Below are 26,271 nucleotides of genomic sequence, written 5' to 3' on the forward strand. Positions count from 1 at the left end.
CTGCCCGCGCGGGCTCAGTGGCGCCTTGTGGGTGTCAGCTCAGGAAGAGGGTGACCGGGAGGGCGACCAGGGTGGTGGCGACAGCGAGAGCGGTGGCACCGAGCACCCGGGGCGGCCGGTCGTCGACCAGCAGGCGCTGCACCCGTACGTCGAGATCCCGGTCGCCCATGCCGAGCGCGCCGGCCGGGGTGATCCGGTGCCCGGCGGCCGCGAACCGGCGTAGCGCCCCCGCCAACGGGGCGTCGGCGTGCAGCTCGCGGGCCTTGTCGTCGGCGCGCATCTCGACCAGCAGGGCGACCCGCTCGTGCGCGTCGCGCACCCAGCCGAACCACGGCAGCGCCCGGCACAGCGCGGTGAACGGGAGCAGCACCAGGTCGTGCCGCTCGTGGGCGTGCGCACGCTCGTGACTGAGCACCGCGGCCAGCTCGGCCCGGTCCAACAGGCTCAGGGTGCCGGCGCTGACCACCACCTGCGGCTTCACTCCCGGCAGGCAGTACGCGGCGGCACTCGGATGATCCAGCACCAGCGCGCCCGGGGCGGCCGGGTCGTTCCGGGCGACCAGGGAGAGCAGGTCCCGGTGGCGACGCTGGGCGCGTACGGTGCCGTGGATGCTGCGCACTGTCGTCGTGACCAGCACCGCCCCGATGCCGAAGCCCACGCCGACGCCGGCCAGGTGGAAGGTGCCCACCTCGACCGGCAGAGCGCCGTGGGCGAGGTCGTTGGCCAGGGCGAGCAGGGCGCTACCGGTCGGCCGGTCGTACGCGCTCAACCCGAGCGCCATCGGCAGGCCCATCGCGGAGAGGCCCAACGCCAGCCCGACGGCCTGCCAGCAGACGATCGCCACCCGGGGGCTGCGCCACGTCCAGGTGGAGCGGGCCAACACCTGGGCGGTCAGATAGCAGGCCAGCATCGTGGCGGCGAAGTGCACGGCGTAGGCCATGGCGTACGCCCTACCGCTCCGCAGCCTCGCCAGCGGGTCGTCGGCCCGCCGGCCCGTCCACCCGGTCGGTCAGGGCGTCGGCCCCGCCCGCGTCGCCGCCGGTGGAGCCCGGCCCGGTCAGGCCGGCCTCGCTGCCCAGGGCCGCCCGCAGCACCTCGGCCTCGGTGCCGGTCACCGAGCGGGCGAATCGCACCAGCGCGGCGTCCCGGCTGCCGCCCAGGTCGAGGGCGTCGAGCATGAGTTGGGCGATGTGCGCCTCGCGGCTGGCGGCCGGCCGGTACCGCCAGGCCCGACCCTCCCGTTCCCGTTGCACCATGCCCTTGCCGGCGAGCCGGTCCAGCACGGTCATCACCGTGGTGTACGCCAACTCGCGGCCATCGAGCGCGTCGGCCACCTCGCGCACGGTCACACCGTCCGACGTGCCGGGAACCACGTCCCACAGCACGTCCATCACCGCACGCTCAAGATCGCCCAACCGAGTCACGAGCCAATCCTACCCCCGGTAGTAGACCCCCCACCCGCCCTCACCCACCCACCAGGTTGATCATGAGGTTGACCGGCCCCCAGGAAATCAACACCCCCGCCAACCCCATGATCACCGCGCCGACCGGCAACCCAACCCGAGGCAGTACCCCTGAGCTGACCCACCCGACGAACCCGGCCCACGTCAGGTTTTCCGGGGGAGCCCGCCCACGCAGGGATCAAGCCTGACCGCCCGGAGTGGGCGGGCTCCCCCGGAAAACCCCAAAGGCCGAGCAAAGACGATCACACCCCCTTGGGGTGCCACACCGTCTTCGTCTCCAGCAGCGCCGTCATCCGATCCAGGCCCGGGTCGACCGACCAGTCGTGGTCGGCCAGGGCCGGTCGGAGCACCCGCTTGAGGTTCTCCGCCGCCTTGACCTCCAGGTCGGTGGCGAGCGCGGCGTCGGTGACCCCGGTCAGGTCGATCGCGTTGACATCCATGTGCGAGGCCAACGTCGGCGCGGTCTCGGTGATCGCGCCGGTGAGGATGTTGACCACACCGCCCGGCAGGTCGGACGTGGCCAGCACCTCGGCCAGCGTCACCGCCGCCAGCGGCTCACTCGGGGACGCCGCCACCACCACCGCGTTGCCGCTGACGATCGCCGGGGCGATCACGCTGACCAGGCCGAGCAGCGCCGGGCGGTCCGGGGCGACCACCGCGACCACGCCGGTCGGCTCGGGCGCGGAGATGTTGAAGTACGGGCCGGCGACCGGGTTGGCGCCGCCGTACACCTGGGCCAGCTTGTCGGCCCAGCCGGCGTACCAGACCCAGCGGTCGACCGCGGCGTCCACCTCGTCGCCGGGGATGCCCAGGGCGACGAACTGCTCGCGGCGGCCCTCCAGCATCTCGGCGGCCCGGTAGAGGATCTGACCCCGGTTGTACGCGGTAGCGCCGGCCCAGCCCTTGACGGCGGCGCGGGCGGCGACCACCGCGTCCCGGGCGTCCTTGCGGGAGGCCAGTGACACATTCGAGGACTGCACGAGATACGACCGTCCCGACTCGCTGCGCGGGAACTTCCCGCCGATGAAGAGCTTGTACGTCTTGCGTACCGCGACCCGCTCAGACATTGAGGTAGCCCTCCAGCCCGTGCCGGCCGCCCTCGCGACCGTAGCCCGACTCCTTGTACCCACCGAACGGCGAGGTGGGGTCGAACTTGTTGAAGGTGTTGGCCCAGACGACGCCGGCGCGCAGCCGGTCGGCCATCCACAGGATCCGGGAGCCCTTGTCGGTCCAGATCCCGGCCGACAGCCCGTACGGCGTGTTGTTGGCCTTCTCCACGGCCTCGGCCGGGGTGCGGAAGGTGAGCACCGACAGCACCGGGCCGAAGATCTCCTCGCGGGCGATCCGGTGTGCCTGGGTGACGCCCGTGAAGATGGTCGGCGCGAACCAGAAGCCCCGGTCGGGTAGGTCGCACGGCGGTGACCAGCGCTCGGCGCCCTCGGCCGAGCCGGCGTCGGACAGCTCGCGGATCCGCTCCAACTGGGCGGCCGAGTTGATCGCGCCGACGTCGGTGTTCTTGTCCAGCGGGTCACCGACGCGGAGCTGGGCCATCCGTCGCTTCAGCGACTCCAGCACCCGGTCGGCCACGTTCTCCTGGACCAGCAGTCGGGAGCCGGCGCAGCAGACGTGCCCCTGGTTGAAGAAGATGCCGTTGACGATGCCCTCGACGGCCTGGTCGATGGGGGCGTCGTCGAAGACGATGTTGGCGGCCTTGCCGCCCAGCTCCAGGGTGAGCTTCTTGCGGGTGCCGGCGATCGACCGGGCGATGGCCCGGCCCACCTCGGTGGAGCCGGTGAAGGCCACCTTGTCCACGCCGGGGTGCTCGACCAGCGCCCGACCGGTGTCGCCGGCGCCGGTAAGGATGTTGACCACACCGGCCGGCAGCTCGGCCTGCTGGCAGATCTCGGCGAAGAGCAGCGCGGTCAGCGGGGTGGTCTCGGCCGGCTTCAGCACCACGGTGTTGCCGGCGGCGAGCGCCGGGGCGATCTTCCAGGCGAGCATGAGCAGCGGGAAGTTCCACGGGATGACCTGCGCGGCCACGCCGACCGGCTGTGGGTTCGGCCCGAAGCCGGCATGGCCCAGCTTGTCGGCCCAGCCGGCGTAGTAGAAGAAGTGCGCGGCGACCAGCGGCAGGTCGACGTCGCGGGACTCGCGGATCGGCTTGCCGTTGTCGAGCGATTCCAGGACGGCCAGCTCGCGGGAGCGCTCCTGGATGAGCCGGGCGATCCGGTACAGGTACTTCGCCCGGTCCCGGCCCGGCATCGGACCCCAGACCTTGTCGTACGCCTTGCGGGCGGCGCGCACCGCGCGTTCCACGTCCTGGGCGCCGGCCTCGGCGACCTCGGCCAGCACCTCCTCGGAGGCGGGGTTGATCGACTTGAAGCTGCCACCGTCGGCAGGGTCGACGAACTCCCCACCGATATACAACCCAGAGGCGTTTTTGATTTCCACCACCGAGCGGGACTCGGGGGCGGGGGCGTATTCGAACATCGGCTATCAGTCCAGGGTGAAGTAGTCGGGACCGGAGTAGGTGCCGGTCGTCAGCTTGGTGCGCTGCATCAGCAGGTCGTTGAGCAGGCTGGACGCGCCGAAGCGGAACCAGTCCGGGTCGAGCCAGTCCGGGCCGACGGTCTCGTTGACCATCACCAGGTACTTGATCGCGTCCTTGGTGGTCTTGATGCCACCGGCGGGCTTCACGCCCACCTGCCGCCCGGTCGCCTCGCGGAAGTCACGGACCGCTTCCAGCATCACCAGGCTCACCGGCATCGTCGCCGCGATCGGGACCTTGCCGGTGGAGGTCTTGATGAAGTCGCCGCCGGCCAGCATGGCCAGCCAGGAGGCCCGCCGGACGTTGTCGTAGGTGGCCAGCTCGCCGGTCTCCAGGATCACCTTGAGGTGGGCATCGCCGGAGGCTTCCTTGGTGGCCACGATCTCGTCGTAGACCTCCTTGTACCGCCCGGCCAGGAACGCACCTCGGTTGATCACCATGTCGATCTCGTCGGCGCCGGCCGCGACGGCGGCCCGGGTGTCGGCCAGCTTGATCTCCAACGGCGCCTGACCCGACGGGAACGCGGTCGCCACGCTGGCCAGGTGCACGGCGCTTCCGCGCAGCACCTCGGCCACGTAGGGGACCATCGCCGGGTAGACGCAGACCGCGCCGACGTGCGGGCAGGACGGGTCGGCCGGGTCCGGACGAAGGGCCTTCGCGGCGAGCGCGCGCACCTTGCCCGGGGTGTCCGCCCCTTCCAGGGTGGTCAGGTCGACCATCCGGATCGCCAGGTCGATCGCCTGGGCCTTGGCGGTGGTCTTGATGGAGCGGGTGCCGAGTTGTGCCGCCCGCTGCTCCGCGCCGACCTGGTCCACGCCGGGCAGGCCGTGCAGGAAGGTCCGCAGAGCGGTCTCGGATCGTCCCAGCTCGGAGAGCTCCGACCGGGCCGACGTCGTTGTCGCCGTCATGGCGAGAAGTCTACGCACCGGACCGCCGAGTGATCTTGCTCACGAGCGCGCAGTGACGCTTCGACGTGAGCGGCGTCCCTGGTCCGACCGCACCCGCACCGCCGCGCCGTACGGACCGGTAGGTTGAGCGATCGTGGACGTACACGTCATTGACCACCCGCTGGCCCAGTCCAGGTTGACTGCCATGCGGGACGCGCGCACCGATTCCTCGACGTTCCGGGCGGCGCTGCACGAACTGACCACCATGCTGGTGTACGAGGCGGCGCGCTCCTTCCCCGTCGAGCGGTACCCGGTGCAGACGCCGGTCACCGGCACCGAGGGCACCCGGCTGGCCAACCCGCCGCTGCTGGTCCCGGTGCTGCGCGCCGGGCTGGGCATGGCGGACGCCGCGCTGGGCCTGCTGCCCGAGTCCTCGATGGGATTCGTGGGCCTAGCCCGCGACGAGGCGACCTACGAGCCCCGCGCGTACATGGAGTCGCTGCCGCGCGACCTGGCCGGGCTGCCGGTGCTGGTGCTCGACCCGATGCTGGCCACCGGCGGTTCGCTGGAGCACTGCTGCCAGCTGCTGGCCGACCGCGGTTGCACCGACATCACGGTGCTCTGTGTGCTCGCCGCCCCGGTCGGCATCGAGCGGCTGGAGCGCTCCGGCCTGCCGCTGCGCCTGGTCACGGCCTCGATCGACGAGGGGCTCAACGACCGCATGTTCATCGTCCCCGGGCTCGGCGACGCCGGTGACCGCCAGTTCGGTGGCATGCCCCGCTTCTGAGGCGATACCCGGTCGGTGCCGGGTCCGGCGGGTCCGTGCGCGGGGTGCGCGGACCGGCTACCGTCTCCGGCCATGACTGGTGTTGCGCTCGCCGAGGAGTTGCTGCTCCTCGCCTACGACGACACGACCGGCAAGGCGACCATGCCGCGGATCAGCCTGGATCTGGGCATGGCCGCCGCGGTGCTGGTCGAGCTGGCCCTGGCCGGCCGGATCGCGTACGCCGACGGGTCCCTGACGGTGATCGACCCGACGCCGACCGGCGAGCCGTTCAGCGACGACGTCCTCAGCCGGATCGCCGCCGACACCCCGCACACCCCGGCGTCCTGGGTGCAGCGTCTGCGGCACGGCCTGCGCGACCGGATCCTCGCCGACCTGTGCCGGCAGGGCGTCGTCCGGGACATCGACGAGACCGAGCTGGGCTTCATCCACGTGCACCGTTACCCGGTCGTGGACACCTCCGTCGAGGCGGAGACCCGCCAGCGGCTGGCCGAGGCGCTGACCGGCGCGGCAGCCCCGGACGAGCGGACCGCCGCGCTGGCCACCCTCGTCGTGGTGCTCCGGATGGAGTCCGCGCTCGGGGTGAGCGGAGAGGCCGCCGCCGACGCCCGCCGCCGGTTGACGGAGATCGCCACCGGCGCCGGGTTCTCCGGCGAGGTGAGCACCGACGACTCGGTGGTCCGCCCGTCGGTCGGCCTGGTCGTCGCCGCCCTGGCCCGGGCCGTCGACCAGGCCCTCGGCCCTCGCCGCTGACTCTCGGCCCGCGCCGCTGACCGTCGGGTCGACCCCGCTCGGCGTGCCCTTTGCTCTGCACCCGCCCAGGCGCCACCGACCGACAGTGGAATGGCGCTTCTGCGGGTGCAGAGCAAAGGGCGGACCTGTTGTGGGTGGGTGCTGCGGGGTTCAGATGCCAAGGGCCGCGCTGACCTCAGCGCGGAGCGCGGCAACGGCCGACGCCGCCCTGCTGCGGGCCGTCCGGACGTCACCGTCCACGACCGGTTCCACCACCTCGAGGTACGCCTTGAGCTTCGGCTCGGTGCCGGACGGGCGGATCACCACCCGGGCCGTCGCGGTCCGCAGGATCACCACGTCCGACTCGGGCAGCAGGTCCCGGGCGCTGTCCACCGACTGCCCGAGCAGGGTGGCAGGGGTGTGTGCCCGGATCCGGGCCATCGCGTCGGCGATGACCCGCAGGTCGTCCACCCGGACGGAGAGCTGGTCGGTGTGGTGCACGCCGAACTCCGCGGCCAGCTCGTCCAGCCGGTCCGTCAGCGTGCGACCCTGCGCCTTCAGGCCGGCGGCCAGCTCGGCCACCGTCAGCGCGGCGGTGATGCCGTCCTTGTCCCGGACGTGTTCCGGGGCGACGCAGTAGCCGAGCGCCTCCTCGTAGCCGAAGACCAGCGGCGCGCTTCCACCTCCGGCCCGCACGATCCACTTGAAGCCGGTCAGCGTCTCGTCGTACGGCAGGCCCCGGGCCGCGCACATCGCCCGCAGCAGTGACGACGACACGATGGTGGTGGCGTACAGCCCGGTGACGCCCCGGCGCATCAGGTGGTCGGCGAGCAGGACGCCCACCTCGTCGCCGCGCAGCATCCGCCAGCCGTCGCGGTCGTCCCGGACGACCACGGCGCAACGGTCGGCGTCCGGGTCGTTGGCGATGGCGAGGTCCGCGCCGGTCGAGTCGGCCAGCGCGATCAGCCGGTCCACCGCACCCGGCTCCTCCGGGTTGGGGAACGACACGGTGGGAAACGCCGGGTCCGGTTCGGCCTGGTCGGGCACCACCCCGGGGGTCGGGAAGCCGGCGCGGGCGAAGGCGGCGGTGAGCACCGCCGCGCCCACCCCGTGCAGCGGCGTGTACGCCACCGTCAGGTCCCGTGGCCCGTCCGGGTCGATCACGGCTGTGGCCCGTTCGACGTACGAGGCGACCAGGTCGTCGCCGAGCACCTGACCGGGCTCGCCCAGCGGCACCTGGGTCAGCGGCCCGACCGATCGGATGGCCGCCTCGATGCCGGCGTCGGCGGGTGGCACGATCTGCGCGCCAGCGCCCAACTCGCCGCCCAGCTCCGCGCCCAGATAGACCTTGTAGCCGTTGTCCTGCGGCGGGTTGTGGCTGGCCGTGACCATCACCCCGGCGACACCGCCGAGGTGCCGCACGGCGTACGCCAGCACCGGGGTGGGCAGCGGGCGGGGCAGCAGCAGCGCCGGGCGGCCAGCGCCGGTGGCCACCTCGGCGGTGCGCTCGGCGAACTCCCGGGAGCCGTGCCGGGCGTCGTACCCGATCACCAGCGGGCCGGTGCCGCCCTGGGCCGCGAGCCAGGTGACCAGGCCGGCAGCGGCCTGGGTGACAACGGCGAGGTTCATGCCGTTCGGGCCGGCGCGCAACGGGCCGCGCAGGCCCGCCGTGCCGAAGGTCAGCGGGCCGGCGAACCGGTCGGCCAGCTCCGGGGCGCTCGCCGGCAGCCCGTCGAGCACGGCCGTCAGCTCGTCCCGGCTGGCCGGGTCGGGGTCGTCGGCCAGCCAGCGCCGGGCTTGCTCGCGAATGTCGTCGATGTCAGTGGTGTCCGCCGCCATGCCCCTTGATAGCACGGCGACGGATCATCGCTGCGGGTTCCCTCCGGCTCAGCCGTTCCCGGTGAGCTGGAACGTCCGCGCCATCTCGTCGAAGATCGGCTTGCTCTCCGCGAACTTGGCGTCCGTGGCGGTGAGGTAGAACGAGTACGCCTTGCCGTCCTGCGCCACGCCCCGCCAGACGCCGTGCCGCATCGCGTCACCCTCGCCGCAGGTGTACTCGAATTCGGCGGCCGGCTTGCTGGCCAACTCCGTCTCGGCGGAGGAGATCTGGTTGTACGGCTTGACGCAGGAGGTGCTCCGGGTCTTGAGGCCGTTCTCGGCCGTCTCGGCCCACCGGGTGGAGCTGCTTGTCCACTTCTCGGTGATGATGCGGACCTTGCGGCCGCTGTCCGCCGGGTCGATGTAGTCGGTGTACGAGCCGCCGGTGGCCTTCTTCCAGCCCTTCGGCACCATGACCTGGATCCCGCGGGCGGTGTGCTCCTGCATCTCGAGCGTGGGTGCCGCCGGGGCGGACGCGCTGGGCTGCGCCGCGGGGGTGTTCGGCGGGGCGTCCTCGCCGCCGGAGAGCGCCACAGCGGTGAGCAGCAGCACCACGACCAGCCCGCCGGCCGCGGCGAGCTGCACCTTGCGCGGCCAGCCCTTGACCGTGGTGACGAGCTGACCACCGGTGGCCCGGACCTTGTCCAGCGCGCTGCCGCCCGAAGCGGCGGGTGCGGTGGCCCAGGGCTGGCCGGTGCCCGGCACCGACCACTGGTTGCCGCCGCCGTAGGTGCCGCCGATGCGCTGGGTGGCCTCCGGTGCGCCGCCGTACCCGACCTGCTGGGTGGCGTCGGCCGGGCTGCCGTAGCTGACCCGCTGGGTGGCGTCGGGGTGCCCGCCGGCGTCCACCCGTTGGGTGGCGTCCGCGTTGCCGCCGTAGGTGCGCCCGGCCGCCGGTCGGCCAGGTGCCGGCATCGCGCCGGTCGGCGTGTGCAGTGGACCGGCCAACGCGTCGGCGCTGGTCTCGTCGAGGCCCCCGGTGGTGCCGGCCGGGGGAGCCGCCTGTGGGCGTTCGCCGCGGCGCAGCGCGGCCAGCCGGTCGGTCAGGGACTCACCCGGGGCCAGCATCGCCTTGCCACCGATCTGGCTGTCCGGCTTCGGCTCCGGCTGGGGCGGCGGGAGGACGGGAATGGGACGCTGCTGCACCGGCACCACGGCGTACGGGTCGGTGACCGAGTGCACGGCCGTCGCCGTGCTGCCCAGCGGGCCGGCGAGCAGCTCGCGCAGCATGGCCCGGGAGGTGTGCACGTCGAGCCGGCGCGCGGGGTCCTTCTCCAGCAGGCCCATCAGCACCCGGGTCAGCGGGCCGCTGCGCTGCGGCGGGGCGGGTGGGTCCTCCACCACGGCGTGCATGGTCTCGATCGGGTCGCCCTTGTCGAACGGGGGCCGCCCCTCGACCGCCGTGTAGAGCGTCACACCCAGTGAGAAGAGGTCGCTGGGCGGGCCGAACTCCTGGCCCATGGCCCGCTCGGGCGAGATGAAGTGCGGTGAGCCGAGCACCATGCCGGGGGTGGTGAGCTGCACGTCGGTGGGCATCCGGGCGACCCCGAAGTCGGTCAGCACGCAGCGCCCGTCGGTGCAGATCAGCACGTTGGCGGGTTTGACGTCGCGGTGCAGCACGCCGATCGCGTGCGCGACCTCCAACGCGCCCAGCAGCGCGATGCCGATCTTGGCGACGGCGCGGGGCGCGACAGGCCCGTCCTCGATCACCATGTCGGCGAGGCTGCGGGCGTCCAGCAGTTCCATCACGATCCACGGCCGACCGGCCTCGGTGACCACGTCGTACACCTGCACCACCGCGGGGTGCTGGATGGCGGCGGCGGCGCGGGCCTCGCGCAGGGTGCGTTCGTACATCGCGTCGCGGTCGCTGGGGGCCAGCCCCGGGGGCAGGACGACCTCCTTCACCGCCACGTCACGGCGCAGCAGTGTGTCTGTGGCGCGCCACACCGTGCCCATGCCGCCGTTGCCCACCGAGGACCGCAGCGAGTACCGGCCACCAATGGTGGTGCCGGGCGCCGCTCGTCCGTTGGCGGGACTAACTGGTCCGCCGCTCCACGTCGGGATCTGAGTCACAGAAAAGCCACCGGGGGAAATCGAGGGGGGCTGGGACACAACCCCCCTATCTTGCTGGTTCCGACGCCCGATGCGAAAGCCGACGCGACGGACGTTTATCGAAGTCGACAGAACGTGCCCTGTCGTTCACCACGAGTCGACCGGTCGGGACGCACTGTGCGGTATCCCTCACCCGACGACGTGGCCAGGCGTCCTACCATCCGGGGATGAACCAACGGCGGTCAAGTGAGTCCGGTTTCCCGATCAACGGCGTCTACACGGAGGCCGACCTTCCGGAGGACCTGGACTCCCGGCTCGGCAGCCCGGGCGAGTTCCCGTACACCCGGGGTGTCTACCCCACCATGTACACCTCCCGCCCGTGGACGATGCGCCAGTACGCCGGCTTCGGTACCGCCACCGAGTCCAACGCGCGGTACCACCAGCTGTTGCGGGCCGGCACGATGGGTCTCTCGGTCGCGTTCGACCTGCCGACCCAGATGGGCTACGACTCCGACGAACCGATCGCGCACGGTGAGGTCGGCAAGGTGGGCGTCGCCATCGACTCCATCGAGGACATGCGGCTGCTCTTCGCCGACATCCCGCTGGACAAGGTGTCCACCTCGATGACCATCAACGCGCCCGGCTCGGTGCTGCTGCTGCTCTACCAGCTCGTCGCCGAGGAGAACGGCGTGCCGGGCACGGCACTCAACGGCACCATCCAGAACGACATCCTCAAGGAGTACATCGCCCGGGGGACGTACATCTTCCCGCCGAAGCCGTCGCTGCGCCTGGTGGCCGACACGTTCGCGTACTGCCGCAAGGAGGTGCCGAAGTGGAACACCATCTCCATCTCCGGCTACCACATGGCGGAGGCCGGCGCGACGCCCGCGCAGGAGATCGCGTTCACCCTGGCCAACGGTGTGGAGTACGTGCGGGCGGCGCTGGCCGCCGGGCTCGCCGTCGACGACTTCGCGCCCCGGCTGTCGTTCTTCTTCGTGGCCCGCACCACGCTGCTGGAGGAGGTGGCGAAGTTCCGCGCGGCCCGGCGGATCTGGGCCCGCCTGATGCGTGACGACTTCGGCGCCAAGGACCCGAAGTCGATGATGCTGCGGTTCCACACCCAGACCGCCGGCGTGCAACTGACCGCGCAGCAGCCGGAGGTGAACCTGGTCCGGGTGGCGGTGCAGGGGTTGGCCGCCGTGCTCGGCGGCACCCAGTCGCTGCACACCAACAGCTTCGACGAGGCGATCGCGCTGCCCACCGAGAAGGCGGCCCGGCTCGCACTGCGTACCCAGCAGGTGCTGGCCTACGAGACGGACCTGACCGCCACCGTCGACCCGTTCGCCGGCTCGTACGTGGTGGAGGCGATGACCGCCGAGATCGAGGCCGCCGCCGTCGAGTTGATGGAGCGGGTGGCCGACCACGGCTCGGCGGTGGACGCGATCGAGGCCGGGTTCCAGAAGCGGGAGATCGAGCAGTCCGCGTACCGGATCGCCCAGGAGATCGACTCGGGGGAGCGGGTGGTGGTCGGGCTCAACCGGTTCACCGTGGACGAGGAGGAGCCGTACGAGCCGCTGCGCGTCGACCCGACGATCGAGGCGGCCCAGGCCGAGCGGCTGGCCCGGCTGCGCGCCGAGCGGGACGCCGACGCTGTGGCGCGGGCGCTCGCCGATCTCCGGGCCGCCGCCGAGGGCACTGACAACGTGCTGTATCCGATGAAGGAGGCGCTGCGGGCCCGGGCGACGGTGGGCGAGGTCTGCGGGACGCTGCGTGAGGTGTGGGGGCTGTACCGGCCCACCGACCGCTTCTGAGCGCGCTTCTGAGCGCCCGATCCCGTCCGGGGCCCGGGGCGCGGTGTGTCCGGCGGGCTCAGCGGGTACCCGGTCGGTTGAGCCGGGACGCACACCGTGTGCGCCCACGGAGGGTGAGTGCATGTGAGCGTCCTTATCCGGCTCGTTGCGGAGTGTGGTCGGTTAATTGTCGGAGTGTCAGTTCACCACCCCGACTAATGCGACAATTTGGCAACGGGGCTCCGACTGGCGCCGGGATTCGTGACCGCCGCGATCGGTTACGCGTTGTAGGAGGTGAGGGGCTGATGACGGCGTTCGACCGTGATCTACCTGCTGTCCCCCGCCTTGACGAGCGCCCTCAGCAGGGCATACGTGACTCTGCGCGGTCCGATCATTACCGTAACGAGGTTGCGCAGCGTCACCGTCGGAGGTCTAGGCTGTCTGCTGTCCCCGATGATCCATCCATTCCTAGTGATCGAGAATTCGACGTGACGAGTGCGTTGACGCTGCCCACAAGTGGCCAGCTGGCGTCGTCCTGGCCGGAGACGCCACCGGGATCCCAGCCCCTGCCCCGCGAGCTGGACCACCTTCTCGCGCTCCGGGTACCGGGGCTGATCGCTACGCGCCGTCACCTCCACTCGCACCCTGAGCTCTCCGGCAACGAGTTCGAGACGGCCGCGCTGATCGCCCGGGAGCTGTCGCTGGCCGGGTTGAACCCGCGCCTGCTGCCCAAGGGCAACGGCGTGATCTGCGACGTCAACGGCGTGCCGGACGGCCCGGTCGTGGCGCTGCGCGCCGACATCGACGCCCTGCCGCTCGACGATCCCAAGGACGTCCCGTACCGGTCGACAGTGGAGGGCGTCTGCCACGCCTGCGGGCACGACGTGCACACCTCGATCCTGCTCGGCGTCGGCATGCTGCTGGCCCAGCTCGCCGACCTCGGCGAGCTGGACGGCCGGGTCCGGCTCATCTTCCAGCCGGCCGAGGAGATCCTGCCCTGCGGTTCGCTGGAGGTCATCGAGGCCGGCGGCCTGGACGACGTGGTGCAGATCTTCGCGCTGCACTGCGACCCGAACCTGCCGGTGGGCAAGGTCGGCCTGCGGGTCGGCCCGATCACCGCGGCCGCCGACAACGTGACCGTCCGGCTGTCCGGCCCGGGCGGGCACACCGCCCGCCCGCACCTGACCGTCGACATGGTCGACGCGCTCGGTCGGCTGATCACCGAGGTGCCCGCCCTGGTCAGCCGCCGGGTGCCGGCCAACAGCGGCCTGCTGTTGGTCTTCGGCCACGCCTCGGCCGGCACCCGCTACAACGTCATCCCGTCCGAGGCCAGCGCCTCCGGCACCCTCCGGGTGATGGACCGCGACACCTGGGAGCGGGCTCCCAAGATCGTCGCTCAGGTGGTGCGGGACGTGATCGCACCGACCGGCGCCACTGTCGACCTGGAATACCTGCGCGGCCGGCCGCCGGTGTGCAACGACTCCCGTGCCATCCAGGTGCTGACCGCCGCCACCGCCGCCGCGCTCGGCCCGGACGGGATCGCCGAGACACCGCAGAGCATGGGCGGCGAGGACTTCTCCTGGTACCTGGAGTACGTCCCCGGCGCCCTCGCCCGGCTCGGCGTGGGTCGCTCCGGCCCCAACGTCGACCTGCACCGCGCGAGCTTCGACGTGGACGAGCGGGCCATCGCGGTGGGCGTCCGCGTCATGGTGCAGACCGCGCTGCGGGCACTGGCGGCGGCGCGCTGACCGGCGCGACCAGAGCCGGGGCCTTGCGCCGCCGGCGCAACACCACAAGCAGCACCGCCAGCGGTACGCCGAGCGCCACCAGCCAGGGCAGCAACGCGCCCAGCACCGTGAGCAGGACGGTCATCGAGACGACGAACGCCTTCCAACCGCCCCTGAGTCCGACCAGGAAGCCGGTCTCGGCCTTCTCCTCGGTGGCCTTCGCCCTCGGCCCGGCCAGCGACACGGTGATCGTGGAGAGGGCGGTCAGGTCGGCCAGGCGTCGCTTCTTGGCCTCCAGCGATGCCAGGTCGGCCTCCCGGCGACCCAACTCGTTCTCCAGCGACACCAGGTCGGTGATCGAGGAAGCCCGGGCCAGCAACCGGCGGGCGCTCTCCACCCGCGCGCGCTGGCTGGCGATCCGGGCGTCCAGGTCGACGGTCTCCTCGGTGACGTCCTGAGTGTCGATCTCCCGGCTCTGCTGCCGACCGAGCTTCGCCATCTCCTCCACCACGTCGGTGAACTTCGCCGCCGGCACCCGTAGCTCCAGCTCCGCCACCGCGTCGTCGTCGTCGGCACTGCGCCGCTGGTCGCCGCCGACGAAGCCACCGGCCCGGGTGACCACGGCGGTGGCCTCGCGGGCGGCCGAGTCCACATCGTCCACCTGCACCCGCATCGTTCCGGTGTAGATGATCGCCCGCTGGTCGACCCGCAGGTCCGGTGCTCCGGCCCCGGCCCCCTCCGGTGCGCCGGCGGCGGCGTCCCGGCCCGCCTCGCCACCGTTGGCCGCTGGCGCCTCTGCCGCCGAGCCAGCGGTGTCCTTCGACCCGCTGTCGCCGGCACCGCATCCCGTCAGCGCCAACGCCGCCGCCAGTGTCGTCGCCGCCAGCAGCGCACTGCGGCGTCGTCCCACCTGTCCGTCCATCCCCGCTCCCATCGTCGTCAACCGGTGTGGCGATAGCTCGGACGCGACGCGCACGCCGGCTGGTTCCGGCAGACTGCGCTGAGGACGTCACGATTCGATAATCGAGGAGTCACGATGCGGCTCACCAAGTACGCCCACTCCTGTCTCCGGGTGGAACACGACGGGGGAGTGCTCGTCGTCGACCCCGGGGTGTTCGGCGACGCCGAGGCGGCGCTGGACGGTGCGGACGCGGTGCTGATCACCCACCAACACCCCGACCACCTCGACCTGGCAGCGGTACGCCTTCAGCTCGACCGGCAACCGTTCCCGATCCACGGGCCCGCCTCGCTCGCCGACACCCTGGGCGACGCGGCGGACGTGCTGCGCCCGGTCAGCGTCGGTGAGTCATTCACCGCCGCCGGGGTCGCCGTGCGCGCGTACGGGGGGCGGCACGCCGTGATCCACCCCGACATCCCGGTGATCGACAACCTCGGTTACCTGATCAACGACGTGGTCTACCACCCGGGCGACTCCCTGGTGGTGCCCGACGAGACACCCGTCGACACGCTCTTCGCGCCGATCCACGCCCCCTGGTCGAAGTTCTCCGAGGTGGTCGACTTCATCCGCGCGGTCGCACCGCGGCGCGCGTACGCAGTGCACGACGCGTTGCTCAACGACAACGGGCTGGGCGTGCTCGACAGGCAGTACACAGCGCTGTCCGGCACCGAGTACCAGCGACTGGAGCCCGGTAGCCGGGTGGACGTCTGACCCGATGCCCGGCCTCTCCGCGGAGCTGGTGCAGCAGCTCTACCGCACCCCACCGGACCGGTTCGTGGCCGCCCGGGACGCCGCCGTGGCCGACGCCCGGCGGGCCGGCGACCCGACCACCGCCCGACAACTGGCCCGGCTGCGTCGCCCGACGGTGGCCGCCTGGCTGGTGAACCTGCTCGCCATCCGACGCCCGGAGCTGGTCGCCGACCTGGTGCAGCTCGCCGACGCCCTGCGGGTCGCCCAGCGGGAGCTGCGCGGGCCTCGACTGCGGGAGCTGTCCGCGCAGCGGCGGGCGGTGGTCGGCGCCCTGGTCGCCGAGGTCCGCAAGCTCGCCGCGGCCGAGCCGGACGCGCCATCGGCGAACCGGCTGCCGCTGGCCGAGGTGGAGGAGACGCTGAATGCGGCGTTCTCCGACGTCGAGGTCGCCGAGCAGGTGCGGGCCGGTCGCCTGTTGCGGGCGGCCAGCTACGCCGGCTTCGGTGAGGTGCCCCGGCCACAACTGCGGCTGGTCACCGGCGATGAGGAAGAACGCGAGGCGGAACGCCCGGCCCGCCGACCCGGCCCGCAGCGGGGCCGTCCCGAGGCGGCACCCCGCCCGGACCGGGCGGCCGAGCGCGCCGAGCAGGCTGCCCAGCGGGCGGCCCGAGTCGAGCGGGCCCGGCAGCGCCGCGCCCTGGACCGGGAGTTGGCGAAGGCCCAGGCGGACCAGGAGCGGGCCGAGGCCGAGCTGACCGAGGCGACCGGGCAGGAGCGCGACGGCGCGGCCGTACTCGATGGTCTCGAGGCCGAGCTGGCCGAGCTGGAGCGGCGGCGCGCGGTCGCCGAGCAGGATCTCAGCCGGGCCAAGCTGGCCCGGCGCGCCGCCGAGCGGGCGGTCACAGTGGCCCGGCGGCGCGCCGGTGAGGTCGAGGCGGCGGTCGAGGCACTGGCGGCCGAAGAGGGGAATGCGGACGCGGGCGGCGGCGCGGCAGACTGACCATCGATGGACGACGACGAGTGTGCGGGTCGTAACCGGGGTCGGGGCGTGGTCGTGGTCGGCGGGTCGGGTTGCCCGAGCGGGGCACCGCTGTGACTCCGGAGCAGGTCGCGGCCGCCAGTAAGCCCGTCGTGCTCGACCTGGGCGACGCCTTCAGCCGGGACCCGACCACGTTGCGCCGGGCCCGACTGCTGGGCATCTCCGGCTGGGCCTTCTACATCAGCGGCCGGGCCGGTGCGCTCGGCGGTGTGCGGGCCGAGACGGCCGCCGCCGCCCTCGGGTTCATCGCCCCGGACGCGGTCGCCGACGGCTGGGACGCCGCCGCCCGGGTCGTCCCGCCGTTCGAGGTGGCCGCCGCGAGCCTCGCCGAATGCTGCCGGTGGGGCGCCCAGCAGCTCGGCCCCCTGCCCGGCACCGAGCGCCTGTCGGCGCTCGTCGAGCGGGCCGTGGTGGCGGCGGAGGCCAGTGGGATGCCGCTCTTCGCCGCGTGGCGGGCCATGCCGCTTCCGGACCTCTCGCCCGGGGCCCGCAGCGCCGCCGGGCTGCGGCTGCTCCGGGAACACTTCACCGGCGCCTACCTGCTGGCGGTACGCGCCGCCGGGATGACCCCGCTGGAGGCCGTGCTGGCCGGGCCGGAGGGCGAGGCCGGGGCGGTGGCCTGCGGCTGGCAGCCGCCGTACCCGCCGATCGGGCCGCTGGTGCGCCGCCGGCTGTGGGCGGAGGCGGTGACCAACCGGTTGGCCGCGCCGGCGTTCACGGCCCTCGGTCCCGCCGACGGCGCGGAGCTTGTGGAGCTGCTGCACCGCACCCGCGTCGAGCTCGGCTGAGCCTCCCGCCGCCAGAGAGCTGAGCTTCCCGCCGGCCAGAAAATGGGCGGCGGCCGAGCTGATCGGCTGCCAGGATGTCCTGCCGTGACCCTTCCCGCTGGTTGGACGACGCGCCGGCCCACCCTCGACGACGTGCCGGCGATCCTCGCGGTGGTGCACGCCGCCGACACCTTCGCCATCGGCCATCCCGACTTCGACGCCGAGGATGTCGCGGCGTCGCTGACCGCCCCCCACTTCGACAGGACCCGGGACTCCTGGCTGGCCATCGACCCGGACGACACAGTTGTCGGCTGGGCGACGGTGGACAACCCGACCGCTGTGGGCCGGGAGTTCGTGGAGGTCTACGTCGATCCGGTACGGGCCGCCGCCGTCCGCGCGCCGTTGCTGGTCCGCCAACTCGACCGGGTCGCCGAGCGCGCCGCCGAGCGAGGGCTGCCGTCGCTCACCGTCCGCTGCGCGGTCTTCGCCCCGGAACGTGACTGGGAACGCGCCCTGCGCGGGCTCGGGTTCGCCCTCGTCAAGCGGTACGTCCGGATGAGCCGGCCGTTGGACGACCTGCCCGACGAGCCGGCCGGGCCGTCGGACGTGACGGTGCGGCCGGTCCGCCCTGACGACGAGGCCGACCTGGTGGAGTTCCACCGGATCTACGAGGCCGCCTTCGGCGACACCCCGGACCACGAGCCGCTGACGTACGAGCGGTGGCGTGCCCGGATCGGCGACCTGACCGCCTGGGACGAGTGGTTCGTCGCCGAGGTGGACGGGGTGACGGTCGGCGCGTTGCAGTCCTCGGATCAGGCGCTCGACCAGCAGTCCGGCTGGGTGAAGAGCCTGTCGGTGCTGTCCGCGTACCGGCGTCGGGGGGTGGGTGCGGCGCTGCTGCGCCGCGCCTTCGCCCGCTACGCCGAGAAGGGTCGGCGGGCGGCCGGCCTGGGCGTCGACCTCACCAACCCGACCGCCCCGCTGTCGCTCTACCGGGCGGTGGGCCTGCGGGAGACCCAGTGGACCGACATGTACGAACTTTCCGTTCCGGCGGCCGGTGTGTGATTGACGACCCCGGTCCTCCCCGGCCGGCGCTCCGGTCGACGGCGGTAGCAGACTGGGGGCGTGCGATACGCGCTGCTACGCCGACGCGGTGCCGGTGGGGCGGGCCCGCAGTTCGGTGACGTAGTCGTCCGGGGCGCCCGCCTTCTCGGCGGCGTTCGCGATCTCCGACAGATACCACGAGGTCGGCAGGCCACCCTCGTAGCCGTTGAAGACGTAGATCCACGCGGTCACGTCGCCGTCGAGGGTGGAGACCCGCACGTGCAGCTTGCGGTACGTGCCGGCAGTCACCCCCTCGAGTTCGTCGAGCTGGCCCGCGTCGTACGGGTGGATGTCGTAGAGCGCCACGAAGACCCGGTCACCGGGGGACTCGACAAGGGTGCTCACCGCACCCTCCCAGCCGATCACGTCCGCCCCGGCGAAGGTCAGCCGCCAGCCCTCCAGCCAGCCGGTGCCCACCATCGGCGAATGCGGACAGTAGGCGCGCATCCGGGCAGGGTCGAGATTTGAGCCGTAGGCGGCGTGATGACGCACGGCGATGACGATAGCCCGGCCGACGGGTGGGGGAGAATACGACAGTGCGTGTCGAATGCGCTCGGGAGAAGAAAGTCACTGTGAGCATGGACGAAGGGCGAACGCTGTGAGCCGGATCGTGATCATCGGTGGGGGGCCGGCCGGGTACGAGGCGGCTCTGGTCGCCGCCCAGCTGGACGCCGATGTCACAGTGGTGGAGGCCGACGGTGCCGGCGGCGCCTGCGTGCTCTCCGACTGCGTGCCGTCGAAGACCTTCATCGCCAGCTCCGGGGTGGTCACCGGATACCGCGACACCGAGGAGTTCGGGGTGCACTCGGACGGCCTGGAGGCGGTCACCGTCGACGCCCGGGCGGTGCACGGGCGGGTCAAGCGGTTGGCCCTGGCGCAGTCCGCGGACATCCACGCCAAGCTGCTGAAGGCGGGGGTCACCTTCGTGGCCGGCACCGCCCGGCTCGGCGAGGACTCCCTCGGGCACACCCACCGGGTCGTCGTCACCCCCGCCGACGGCGGCGAGGAGTACTCGATCGACGCGTCCACCGTGCTGGTGGCCACCGGCTCGACCCCCCGCCAGCTGCCCACCGCCGTACCGGACGGTGAGCGCATCCTGACCTGGCGACAGGTGTACGACCTGCCGGAGCTGCCCGAACACCTGATCGTGGTCGGGTCCGGTGTGACCGGCGCGGAGTTCGCCAGCGCCTACCTGGCGATGGGGGTCGAGGTGACCCTGGTCTCCAGCCGGGACCGGGTGATGCCGCACGAGGACGCCGACGCCGCCTCCGCCATCGAGCGGGTGTTCCGCAACCGGGGCATGGAGATCCTCAACAACTCCCGGGCCGACGCGGTCCGGCGTACCGCCGACGGCGTCGAGGTGGAGCTCTCCGACGGCCGTAAGGTGACCGGCTCGCACGCGCTGATCACCGTCGGTTCGATCCCGAACACCGCGAACCTGGGTCTGACCGAGTACGGGGTGGAGCTGGGCCGGGGCGGCTACCTGACCGTCGACCGGGCCTCCCGGACCAACGTGCCCGGCATCTACGCCGCTGGCGACTGCACCGGCGTGCTGCTGCTGGCCAGTGTCGCCGCCATGCAGGGCCGGATCGCCATGTGGCACGCGCTCGGCGAGGCGGTCCGCCCGCTGCGGCTGCGTACCGTCGCGGCGAACGTCTTCACCGACCCGGAGCTGGCCACCGTGGGTGTCTCGCAGGACGAGGTGGACGCGGGCAAGGTGCCGGCCCGGCAGGTGATGCTGCCGCTGTCCGGCAATGCCCGGGCCAAGATGGACGACCTCTCCGACGGTTTCGTGAAGCTGTTCTGCCGGCCGGCCAGCGGTCAGGTCATCGGCGGTGTGGTGGTCGCTCCGAAGGCCAGCGAGCTGATCCTGCCCATCACCATGGCGGTGGAGAACAACCTCACCGTCAACGAGCTGGCCCAGACCATCACCATCTACCCGAGTCTCTCCGGCTCGATAACCGAGGCGGCCCGCCAGCTCATGCTGCACGAGCTGGAGTGACGGCTGCGGCCTGTGCCGCCCGCCCCACCCCCACCCCGACCTCGTCGATCATGGAGTTGTGGTGGCCGTTCTACGCCGCGACGCCCTCTTTGTGAGGCACCACAACTGCATGATCGACGGGTGACGGTCGGGTTTGGATCATCGCTATCGTGGCTAGGACCGCGACCTCGGTGAGGATCAGGAGGCGTTCGGCCAAGCCGATGAGCATCCGGTCACCGGGATAGGCGGACCAGATCATCGCCGCCGCGAGGGCCAGGCTCAGCAGGACCAGGGCGCGTAGCGTCCGGGCGGCGGGCGTCAGGTCGGGTCGGCGGGCGAGCAACCAACCGGCCGCCGGCAACGCCAGGAAGGCGATCACTGAGGCGTACCGGTGCAGGTAGGCGGCGGTGGTCATTGCGGTGCCCGGCTCGTTCGTCGGCACCACGGCGGCCAGCAGCAGCCCACCCACCCATGCGCCGAGCAGCAGCTCGGCCGTTCGACCGGAGCGCGGCCGGGGTGGGCTGGCGCGGCGCAGTCCGTACAGCAACGCCACTGTGGCGAGCGCGAGCACCACCATGGCGATGTCGATGACGCCGCCCCGGTCGGAGACCGCGAAGTCGCTGATGGTCAACGCCCACGGGTTGAGGTCGTCGTTGACTTCGAGGTGGCCGATCACGGTGAGCAGCGCCGCCAGGGCGATCCCGCCCAGGGCCAGCAGGCCGGTACTCCGGGTAACAGGCATACCTCAGCCTGTCGCCGCGGACACCCCAGTCGAATCCGGGACAGCCACCGAGTTACCCCCCGCAACAACCCCTAAGCCCTCGCGATCTTGCACTTTCGGACGCCGTTACGCGTGGTTCACACCAATCGCGGCGACAGAAAGTGCAAGATCGCGCGGGCGGAAGCGCGTTCACCAGGTCAGGCGACGTTCAGTTGGATGTTCCCAATGCGGGCGACGACGTCGAGATGACCACCCAGGCCGGTGACGTAGGCGCGGAGTGATTCCAGGCTGGTGTGCTCGCCATTCTCGATCTGGCTGATTCTCGCCTGCGTCAGCCCCGCCGCCTCGGCCAGTTGCACCTGAGTCATACCCAGGTGCTTGCGGATCTCTGCCAGCTGCGCCCCGCTGACCGCTGCCAGCATCTGCTCACGGTGCTGAGCGCGCCGGGAGACCCGGTCCGGATCTGCCCAGGATGGATCGAGCGCGCGGGCCTTCGCCTTGACGTCCTGCCAGTCAGCTCCATCGGTCATCTCTGTGTTTCCCTCAGCCTGGAGACGTGCTCCTGAAACCGGTCGTCCGCCAACGGGACCGCCATCTTGTACCAAGTCTGCCACTGGCCCGACTTGTCGCCAGCGACCAGAAAAACAGCTTCTCGAACGGGATCAAGATCCAACGACACTCAGTCGATGGGGACGTCGACGACGGCGGCGGCGGCGGCGGCGCGGGCGTGGCGGGCGCTGACCACTGTCATCGCCCACCCGGCCGCCGCGAAGCCGGCCGCCGCGGCGGTGGCGATGATGGCCAGCCGCCAGGCCGACTCGGTCAGTGCGGTCCCGCCCAGGTGCCCGACCAGCGCGCCGTAGGTGGCCCAGCCCAGCGCGGCGACGGCCTCGTAGAGCACGAACAGTCGGTACGGGTAGCGGCTACGCCCGGCCGAGAAGCAGGCCGCCATCCGGCCGCCGGGCACGAACCGGCAGAGCAGGATGACCAGCGGCCCGGGTTGTCGCAGGCCCTGGGTGACCCGGCTGGCCACCCGGCGGGCGCGGCTCAACTCGGCGTGCTTGGGTGGCCGCCGGTCCGGCGCGCTGCGTCCGAGCAGGTAGCAGGCCAGGTCGCCGGCGAATACGCCGAGCGCGCCGACGGCGATGGTGACCGGCAGGCTGAGCCCGCCGTAGACGGTGAGCGCACCACTGGTGATCATGACGATCTGGGTGGGGATCACCGGTACGAAGGCGTCCGCGATCAGCAGAGCGAGCAGCACCAGGTACGCCCACGTCGGCGACGCGACGTCAGTCAGAAGTTCGGGCACGCCTGCCACCTCGCCGGATGCGGCCGATTGGGTGTCTTGAGCCTGACGTCGTGTCCGGCGTCACGGTGGACGGCCCCGGCCCGTCGTGACCGTCGACACGACTGGGCCACCCAGCTACAACGAGGCCGATCGTTGCCAGGTGACGGGTTCGGAGGAGGTTCCACCCGTCCGAGGCGGGCGGCAGAACGGCGTTCGGCGGCGTACCGTTGTCGGCGCGGCCACGCCCGTCGGGTCCCCCGTTCCTGACGATTCGGCCGCCAGGGCCGCCGGCGGGTCCCGCGCCGGCGGCCCACCCCTCCGCCGCAAATCCGGGTGCATTCCCGGTCGTCGCGCGGGTACGGTCGCCGTATGCGCAGCGCGGTAGTGATGACCACGACGCCGGGTGTCCCCGGCGTGCCGCTCTGACGTAACCACAGTCGACCAGGCCCCGGGGCGATCCGCCCCCGAGGGCAGCGCGCCGTTCGGAGCTGAGGTCGCCTCCGGGTCGTACCCGATCCAGGAGCCCGACATGATCGACCACCGTAGGCTCGGCCGTGAGCTGGACCTCTTCGTCTCCGACCCGCTGGCCGGTGCCGGCCTGCCGATCTGGCTGCCGGCCGGTGCCGCCGCCCGGCACGCCGTCGAGGAGTACGTCAGGGAGTTGGAGCGCCGCTCCGGCCACCAGCACGTCTACTCGCCGCCGCTGGGTAAGCGGGAACTCTTCGAACTCTCCGGCCATCTCGGTTACTTCGCCGACGACATGTTCCCGCCGATGCGGCTGAGCGCGGACGACGAGTTCGTGCTCCGGCCGGCGCTCTGCCCGCACCACGCGTTGGTCTTCCGGGCGCGGGGCCGTTCCTACCGGGAGCTGCCGTTGCGCATCGCCGAGCTGGGCGGGATGTACCGCTCGGAGCGCTCGGGCGTGCTCGGCGGGCTGTCCCGGGTCCGAGCCATCTCGCTCAACGACGCGCACACCTTCTGCGCGCCAGAGCAGGTCGGCGCGGAGGTCGTCGAGATCCTCCGGCTGATCCGTGAAGCGCACGCCGCGCTCGGCGTCCGGCCGGCCGGGTTCCGGCTGTCGCTGCGCGGGCCGGGCGAGAAGTACGTGGGCGACGACGCCCAGTGGGCCGCCGCCGAGCAGTTGCTCCGGGAGGCGCTGGCCGGGGTGGAGTACGTCGAGGCACCGGGGGAGGCCGCCTTCTACGGCCCGAAGATCGACATTCAGATCGTCGACGCCGCCGGCCGGGAGTCGACCATCTCCACCATCCAACTGGACTTCGACAAGCCGGAACGGTTCGACCTGTCGTACACCGACTCGGACGGCAGCCGGCGTCGCCCGGTGATGGTGCACCGCAGCCTGGTCGGCAGCATGGAGCGGCTGTTCGCGTACCTCATCGAGGTGCACGAGGGTGCCTTCCCGGCCTGGTACGCGCCCGTCCAGTTGGTGCTGCTGCCTGTCGACGACGGCCAGGCCGACGCGGCGGCCGACCTGGCCCGGCGGGCGGGCGACGCCGGCCTGCGGGTGGAGGTGGACGCCACCGGCTCGCTGGGCGCCCGGGTACGGGACGCGGCCCACCGCCGCGTCCCGTACCTCGGGGTGTTGGGTGCCCGGGAGGTGGCCGACGGGCGCCTCGCGCTGCGTCTGCGCGGCGGCCGCGCCCTGGCCCCGATGCCCGCCGACGCCGCGCTCGCCCTGATCGGCGGGCAGGTCGCCGCCCGGGCGACCGACCTGCTGCCGTCGGACTGACCCGCCCACCGATCGTCTCGCGCGCACGGCCGCCCGACCTCAGACCGACGCCGGTTGGGCGGCCGGTTCCTCGTCGACCACCGCTCCGGTGAACTGTGAGCGGTAGAGCCGGTGGTACGCGCCCTGGGCGGCGAGCAACTGCTCGTGGGTGCCCTGCTCGACGATCCGACCGTTCTCCATCATGAGGATCAGGTCGGCGTCGCGGATGGTGGAGAGCCGGTGCGCGATGACGAAGCTGGTCCGGTCCGAGCGCAGCGCGGCCATCGCCCGTTGCAGCAGCACCTCGGTGCGGGTGTCCACCGAACTGGTGGCCTCGTCGAGGATCAGCAGCGACGGCTCGGCGAGGAACGCCCGCGCGATGGTGATGAGCTGCTTCTCACCGGCGCTGACGTTGCTCCCCTCCTCGTCGATGACCGTGTCGTAGCCGTCCGGCAGGCTGCGCACGAACCGGTCCACGAAGGTGGCCTGGGCCGCGGCGAGGATCTCCTCCTCGGTGGCGTCCGGTCGCCCGTAGGCGATGTTGTCCCGGATGGTGCCGCCGAACAGCCAGGTGTCCTGGAGCACCATGCCGATCCGGCCGCGCAGGTCGTCGCGGCGCATCGTGGTGATGTCCACCCCGTCGAGCGTGATCCGGCCGGCGTCCAGCTCGTAGAACCGCATCACCAGGTTGACCAGCGTGGTCTTGCCGGCGCCGGTCGGGCCGACGATGGCCACCGTGTGCCCGGGCTCGGCTACCAGCGACAGGTCGTCGATCAGGGGCTTGTCCGGCTCGTAGCGGAACGAGACGTGCTCGAACTCGACCCGACCGTGTGGGTCGGTGACCCGGGCCGGCGCGACCGGGTCGGGGGTCTGCTCGTCCGCGTCGAGCACCGCGAAGACCCGCTCGGCCGAGGCCACCCCGGACTGGAGCAGGTTGGCCATCGAGGCGAGTTGGGTGAGCGGCTGGGTGAACTGGCGGGAGTACTGGATGAACGCCTGCACGTCACCGAGGCTCATCGTGCCGGAGGCGACCCGCAGCCCACCGACCACGGCGATCGCCACGTAGCTCAGGTTTCCGATGAACATCATCGACGGCATGATGATTCCGGAGATGAACTGCGCCCCGAAGCTGGCCCGGAACAACTCCTCGTTCTTCGCGTGGAAGGCGGCCTCGACCTCACGCTGCCGGCCGAAGACCTTCACCAGTTCGTGACCGGTGTACGCCTCCTCGATCTGGCCGTTCAACTCGCCCGTGTGTGTCCACTGGGCGATGAACTGCTTCTGTGAGCGCTTGGCGATGCGCTGGGTGACCAGCACCGACAACGGCACCGCGACCAGGGCCACCAGGGCCAGCACCGGCGAGATCCAGAACATCACGGCCAGCACGCCGACGACTGTCAGCAGCGAGGTGAGCAGCTGGCTGAGGGTCTGCTGGAGGCTTGTGGAGATGTTGTCGATGTCGTTGGTGACCCGGCTGAGCAGCTCACCGCGCGGTTGCCTGTCGAAGTAGGGCAGCGGCAGCCGGTTGAGCTTCTCCTCCACCTCGGCGCGCAGCCGCAGCACTGTGCGCTGGACCACGCCGTTGAGCAGCCAGCCCTGCCACCAGGACAGCAGGCTCGCCGCCAGGTAGAGCCCGAGCGCCAGCAGCAGCACCCGACTCAGGGCGCTGAAGTCGATGCCCACCCCGGGCACCACGTCCATCCGGGCCAGCATGTCGGCGAAGCTGTCGTTGCCGCTGGCCCGGGCCGCCGCGACGGCCTGCTCGGCGGTGGTGCCGGCGGGCAGTTGCCGACCGATCACCCCGCTGAAGATCAGGTCGGTGGCGTGGCCGAGGATCTTCGGCCCGGCCACGCTGAACCCGACGCTCACCACCGCGAGGGTGATGATCGCGGCCAGGTGCAGTCGGTGCGAGCGCAGCCGGCCGAGTAGCCGCCGGGCCGAGGGCCCGAAGTTCATCGACTTCTCGGCGGGCATCCCGGCGCTCATCCATCCCGGGCCGCCGCCCTGACGGCCGGGCGGCAGCCGCTTCGGCGTCGCCGCGCCACTGTCGGTCTCCGGCGCGGTTTCCCCGCCGGGTTGCTGCGCTGTGTCATCCGGTGTCCGTCCGTCGCCGGCCGGCTTCTGACTGGGTACGGC

Annotated in this window: 23 protein-coding genes; 10 read left to right on the forward strand and 13 right to left on the reverse strand. The window is 72.0% G+C overall.

Annotation, left to right across the window (positions count from 1 at the left end):
• Positions 1 to 34: 34 nt before the first annotated feature.
• From IW249_RS13375 to deoC, 5 genes are all read right to left on the reverse strand, one after another.
• Positions 35 to 940, reverse strand: a complete 906-nt coding sequence (locus IW249_RS13375) for a M56 family metallopeptidase (protein WP_196921016.1) — start codon at positions 938 to 940, stop codon at positions 35 to 37.
• A 10-nt stretch (positions 941 to 950) separates the two neighbouring features.
• Complete coding sequence (locus tag IW249_RS13380) at positions 951 to 1,424, reverse strand: BlaI/MecI/CopY family transcriptional regulator (protein ID WP_091394501.1); 474 nt, start codon at positions 1,422 to 1,424, stop codon at positions 951 to 953.
• Between the two features lie 281 nt (positions 1,425 to 1,705).
• A complete protein-coding gene (locus IW249_RS13385) occupies positions 1,706 to 2,530 on the reverse strand; it encodes an aldehyde dehydrogenase family protein (RefSeq protein ID WP_196921017.1) in 825 nt (274 codons plus the stop codon).
• The gene (locus tag IW249_RS13390) at positions 2,523 to 3,953 is read right to left on the reverse strand and encodes an aldehyde dehydrogenase family protein (protein WP_196921018.1); all 1,431 of its coding nucleotides are present in this window, start codon (positions 3,951 to 3,953) and stop codon (positions 2,523 to 2,525) included. Before IW249_RS13390 ends, IW249_RS13385 begins: the two co-directional genes overlap by 8 nt.
• Before the next feature lie 6 nt (positions 3,954 to 3,959).
• Entirely contained in the window at positions 3,960 to 4,919 is a 960-nt protein-coding gene (gene deoC / locus IW249_RS13395) for a deoxyribose-phosphate aldolase (RefSeq protein ID WP_091394490.1), read from the reverse strand.
• Positions 4,920 to 5,052: 133 nt separating this feature from the next.
• On the opposite strand from deoC, the gene upp reads away from it, so the two are divergent.
• Both upp and IW249_RS13405 read left to right on the forward strand, forming a co-directional pair.
• Positions 5,053 to 5,685, forward strand: a complete 633-nt coding sequence (gene upp, locus IW249_RS13400; protein WP_109819875.1) for a uracil phosphoribosyltransferase — start codon at positions 5,053 to 5,055, stop codon at positions 5,683 to 5,685.
• Positions 5,686 to 5,757: 72 nt separating this feature from the next.
• Positions 5,758 to 6,435: a GOLPH3/VPS74 family protein gene (locus IW249_RS13405; protein WP_112588219.1), complete on the forward strand. Its 678-nt coding sequence runs from the start codon at positions 5,758 to 5,760 to the stop codon at positions 6,433 to 6,435.
• A 150-nt stretch (positions 6,436 to 6,585) separates the two neighbouring features.
• On the opposite strand, the gene IW249_RS13410 is transcribed toward IW249_RS13405, so the two are convergent.
• Entirely contained in the window at positions 6,586 to 8,253 is a 1,668-nt protein-coding gene (locus IW249_RS13410) for a phospho-sugar mutase (RefSeq protein ID WP_196921019.1), read from the reverse strand.
• Between the two features lie 48 nt (positions 8,254 to 8,301).
• The gene (locus IW249_RS13415) at positions 8,302 to 10,365 is read right to left on the reverse strand and encodes a serine/threonine-protein kinase (protein WP_196921020.1); all 2,064 of its coding nucleotides are present in this window, start codon (positions 10,363 to 10,365) and stop codon (positions 8,302 to 8,304) included.
• A 206-nt stretch (positions 10,366 to 10,571) separates the two neighbouring features.
• Between IW249_RS13415 and IW249_RS13420 the strand changes: the two genes are divergently transcribed.
• Together IW249_RS13420 and IW249_RS13425 are read left to right on the forward strand one after the other, a co-directional pair.
• Positions 10,572 to 12,155 (forward strand): acyl-CoA mutase large subunit family protein, encoded by a 1,584-nt coding sequence (locus IW249_RS13420; protein WP_196921021.1) that lies wholly within the window; start codon positions 10,572 to 10,574, stop codon positions 12,153 to 12,155.
• Positions 12,156 to 12,622: 467 nt separating this feature from the next.
• Positions 12,623 to 13,882 (forward strand): amidohydrolase, encoded by a 1,260-nt coding sequence (locus IW249_RS13425; protein WP_196921022.1) that lies wholly within the window; start codon positions 12,623 to 12,625, stop codon positions 13,880 to 13,882.
• On the opposite strand, the gene IW249_RS13430 is transcribed toward IW249_RS13425, so the two are convergent.
• On the reverse strand, positions 13,839 to 14,804 hold the full coding sequence (locus IW249_RS13430) for a DUF4349 domain-containing protein (protein ID WP_196921023.1): 966 nt from the start codon (positions 14,802 to 14,804) through the stop codon (positions 13,839 to 13,841). The genes IW249_RS13425 and IW249_RS13430 overlap by 44 nt on opposite strands.
• Before the next feature lie 93 nt (positions 14,805 to 14,897).
• On the opposite strand from IW249_RS13430, the gene IW249_RS13435 reads away from it, so the two are divergent.
• The 4 genes from IW249_RS13435 (at position 14,898) to IW249_RS13450 (ending at position 18,380) form a co-directional block, all read left to right on the forward strand.
• Positions 14,898 to 15,530: an MBL fold metallo-hydrolase gene (locus IW249_RS13435; protein ID WP_196921024.1), complete on the forward strand. Its 633-nt coding sequence runs from the start codon at positions 14,898 to 14,900 to the stop codon at positions 15,528 to 15,530.
• Between the two features lie 4 nt (positions 15,531 to 15,534).
• Positions 15,535 to 16,509 carry a hypothetical protein gene (locus tag IW249_RS13440; protein ID WP_196921025.1) on the forward strand — a complete coding sequence of 325 codons (975 nt, stop codon included), beginning with the start codon at positions 15,535 to 15,537 and terminating at the stop codon, positions 16,507 to 16,509.
• 92 nt (positions 16,510 to 16,601) lie between these two features.
• Positions 16,602 to 17,336 (forward strand): SCO6745 family protein, encoded by a 735-nt coding sequence (locus IW249_RS13445; RefSeq protein ID WP_196921026.1) that lies wholly within the window; start codon positions 16,602 to 16,604, stop codon positions 17,334 to 17,336.
• Between the two features lie 84 nt (positions 17,337 to 17,420).
• A complete protein-coding gene (locus IW249_RS13450; RefSeq protein WP_196921027.1) occupies positions 17,421 to 18,380 on the forward strand; it encodes a GNAT family N-acetyltransferase in 960 nt (319 codons plus the stop codon).
• A gap of 75 nt (positions 18,381 to 18,455) precedes the next feature.
• On the opposite strand, the gene IW249_RS13455 is transcribed toward IW249_RS13450, so the two are convergent.
• Positions 18,456 to 18,911: a gamma-glutamylcyclotransferase family protein gene (locus IW249_RS13455; protein WP_030486670.1), complete on the reverse strand. Its 456-nt coding sequence runs from the start codon at positions 18,909 to 18,911 to the stop codon at positions 18,456 to 18,458.
• A gap of 106 nt (positions 18,912 to 19,017) precedes the next feature.
• On the opposite strand from IW249_RS13455, the gene IW249_RS13460 reads away from it, so the two are divergent.
• On the forward strand, positions 19,018 to 20,421 hold the full coding sequence (locus IW249_RS13460) for an NAD(P)H-quinone dehydrogenase (protein WP_112588199.1): 1,404 nt from the start codon (positions 19,018 to 19,020) through the stop codon (positions 20,419 to 20,421).
• A gap of 70 nt (positions 20,422 to 20,491) precedes the next feature.
• Here IW249_RS13460 and IW249_RS13465 read toward each other — a convergent pair whose 3' ends face one another.
• The 3 genes from IW249_RS13465 to IW249_RS13475 form a co-directional block, all read right to left on the reverse strand.
• The gene (locus tag IW249_RS13465; protein ID WP_196921028.1) at positions 20,492 to 21,142 is read right to left on the reverse strand and encodes a DUF998 domain-containing protein; all 651 of its coding nucleotides are present in this window, start codon (positions 21,140 to 21,142) and stop codon (positions 20,492 to 20,494) included.
• Positions 21,143 to 21,318: 176 nt separating this feature from the next.
• Positions 21,319 to 21,651 carry a helix-turn-helix domain-containing protein gene (locus tag IW249_RS13470; RefSeq protein ID WP_124823083.1) on the reverse strand — a complete coding sequence of 111 codons (333 nt, stop codon included), beginning with the start codon at positions 21,649 to 21,651 and terminating at the stop codon, positions 21,319 to 21,321.
• 149 nt (positions 21,652 to 21,800) lie between these two features.
• The gene (locus tag IW249_RS13475) at positions 21,801 to 22,430 is read right to left on the reverse strand and encodes a DedA family protein (RefSeq protein WP_196921029.1); all 630 of its coding nucleotides are present in this window, start codon (positions 22,428 to 22,430) and stop codon (positions 21,801 to 21,803) included.
• A 508-nt stretch (positions 22,431 to 22,938) separates the two neighbouring features.
• On the opposite strand from IW249_RS13475, the gene thrS reads away from it, so the two are divergent.
• On the forward strand, positions 22,939 to 24,156 hold the full coding sequence (thrS, locus tag IW249_RS13480) for a threonine--tRNA ligase (RefSeq protein WP_196921030.1): 1,218 nt from the start codon (positions 22,939 to 22,941) through the stop codon (positions 24,154 to 24,156).
• Between the two features lie 39 nt (positions 24,157 to 24,195).
• On the opposite strand, the gene IW249_RS13485 is transcribed toward thrS, so the two are convergent.
• Positions 24,196 to 26,121 (reverse strand): ABC transporter ATP-binding protein, encoded by a 1,926-nt coding sequence (locus IW249_RS13485; protein ID WP_372433039.1) that lies wholly within the window; start codon positions 26,119 to 26,121, stop codon positions 24,196 to 24,198.
• Between the last annotated feature and the right edge of the window lie 150 nt (positions 26,122 to 26,271).

It is taken from the genome of Micromonospora vinacea (assembly GCF_015751785.1).
Lineage (GTDB): Bacteria > Actinomycetota > Actinomycetes > Mycobacteriales > Micromonosporaceae > Micromonospora > Micromonospora vinacea.

What these genes read in the sequence shown, in the direction of transcription:
- IW249_RS13375 (WP_196921016.1), bottom strand. Translation starts at nt 940, where the DNA reads ATGGCCTACGCCGTGCACTTCGCCGCCACGATGCTGGCCTGCTATCTG.
- IW249_RS13385 (WP_196921017.1), bottom strand. Translation starts at nt 2,530, where the DNA reads ATGTCTGAGCGGGTCGCGGTACGCAAGACGTACAAGCTCTTCATCGGC.
- IW249_RS13390 (WP_196921018.1), bottom strand. Translation starts at nt 3,953, where the DNA reads ATGTTCGAATACGCCCCCGCCCCCGAGTCCCGCTCGGTGGTGGAAATC.
- deoC (WP_091394490.1), bottom strand. Translation starts at nt 4,919, where the DNA reads ATGACGGCGACAACGACGTCGGCCCGGTCGGAGCTCTCCGAGCTGGGA.
- IW249_RS13405 (WP_112588219.1), top strand. Translation starts at nt 5,758, where the DNA reads ATGACTGGTGTTGCGCTCGCCGAGGAGTTGCTGCTCCTCGCCTACGAC.
- IW249_RS13410 (WP_196921019.1), bottom strand. Translation starts at nt 8,253, where the DNA reads ATGGCGGCGGACACCACTGACATCGACGACATTCGCGAGCAAGCCCGG.
- IW249_RS13420 (WP_196921021.1), top strand. Translation starts at nt 10,572, where the DNA reads ATGAACCAACGGCGGTCAAGTGAGTCCGGTTTCCCGATCAACGGCGTC.
- IW249_RS13435 (WP_196921024.1), top strand. Translation starts at nt 14,898, where the DNA reads ATGCGGCTCACCAAGTACGCCCACTCCTGTCTCCGGGTGGAACACGAC.
- IW249_RS13440 (WP_196921025.1), top strand. Translation starts at nt 15,535, where the DNA reads ATGCCCGGCCTCTCCGCGGAGCTGGTGCAGCAGCTCTACCGCACCCCA.
- IW249_RS13465 (WP_196921028.1), bottom strand. Translation starts at nt 21,142, where the DNA reads ATGCCTGTTACCCGGAGTACCGGCCTGCTGGCCCTGGGCGGGATCGCC.
- IW249_RS13470 (WP_124823083.1), bottom strand. Translation starts at nt 21,651, where the DNA reads ATGACCGATGGAGCTGACTGGCAGGACGTCAAGGCGAAGGCCCGCGCG.
- thrS (WP_196921030.1), top strand. Translation starts at nt 22,939, where the DNA reads ATGATCGACCACCGTAGGCTCGGCCGTGAGCTGGACCTCTTCGTCTCC.
- IW249_RS13485 (WP_372433039.1), bottom strand. Translation starts at nt 26,121, where the DNA reads ATGAGCGCCGGGATGCCCGCCGAGAAGTCGATGAACTTCGGGCCCTCG.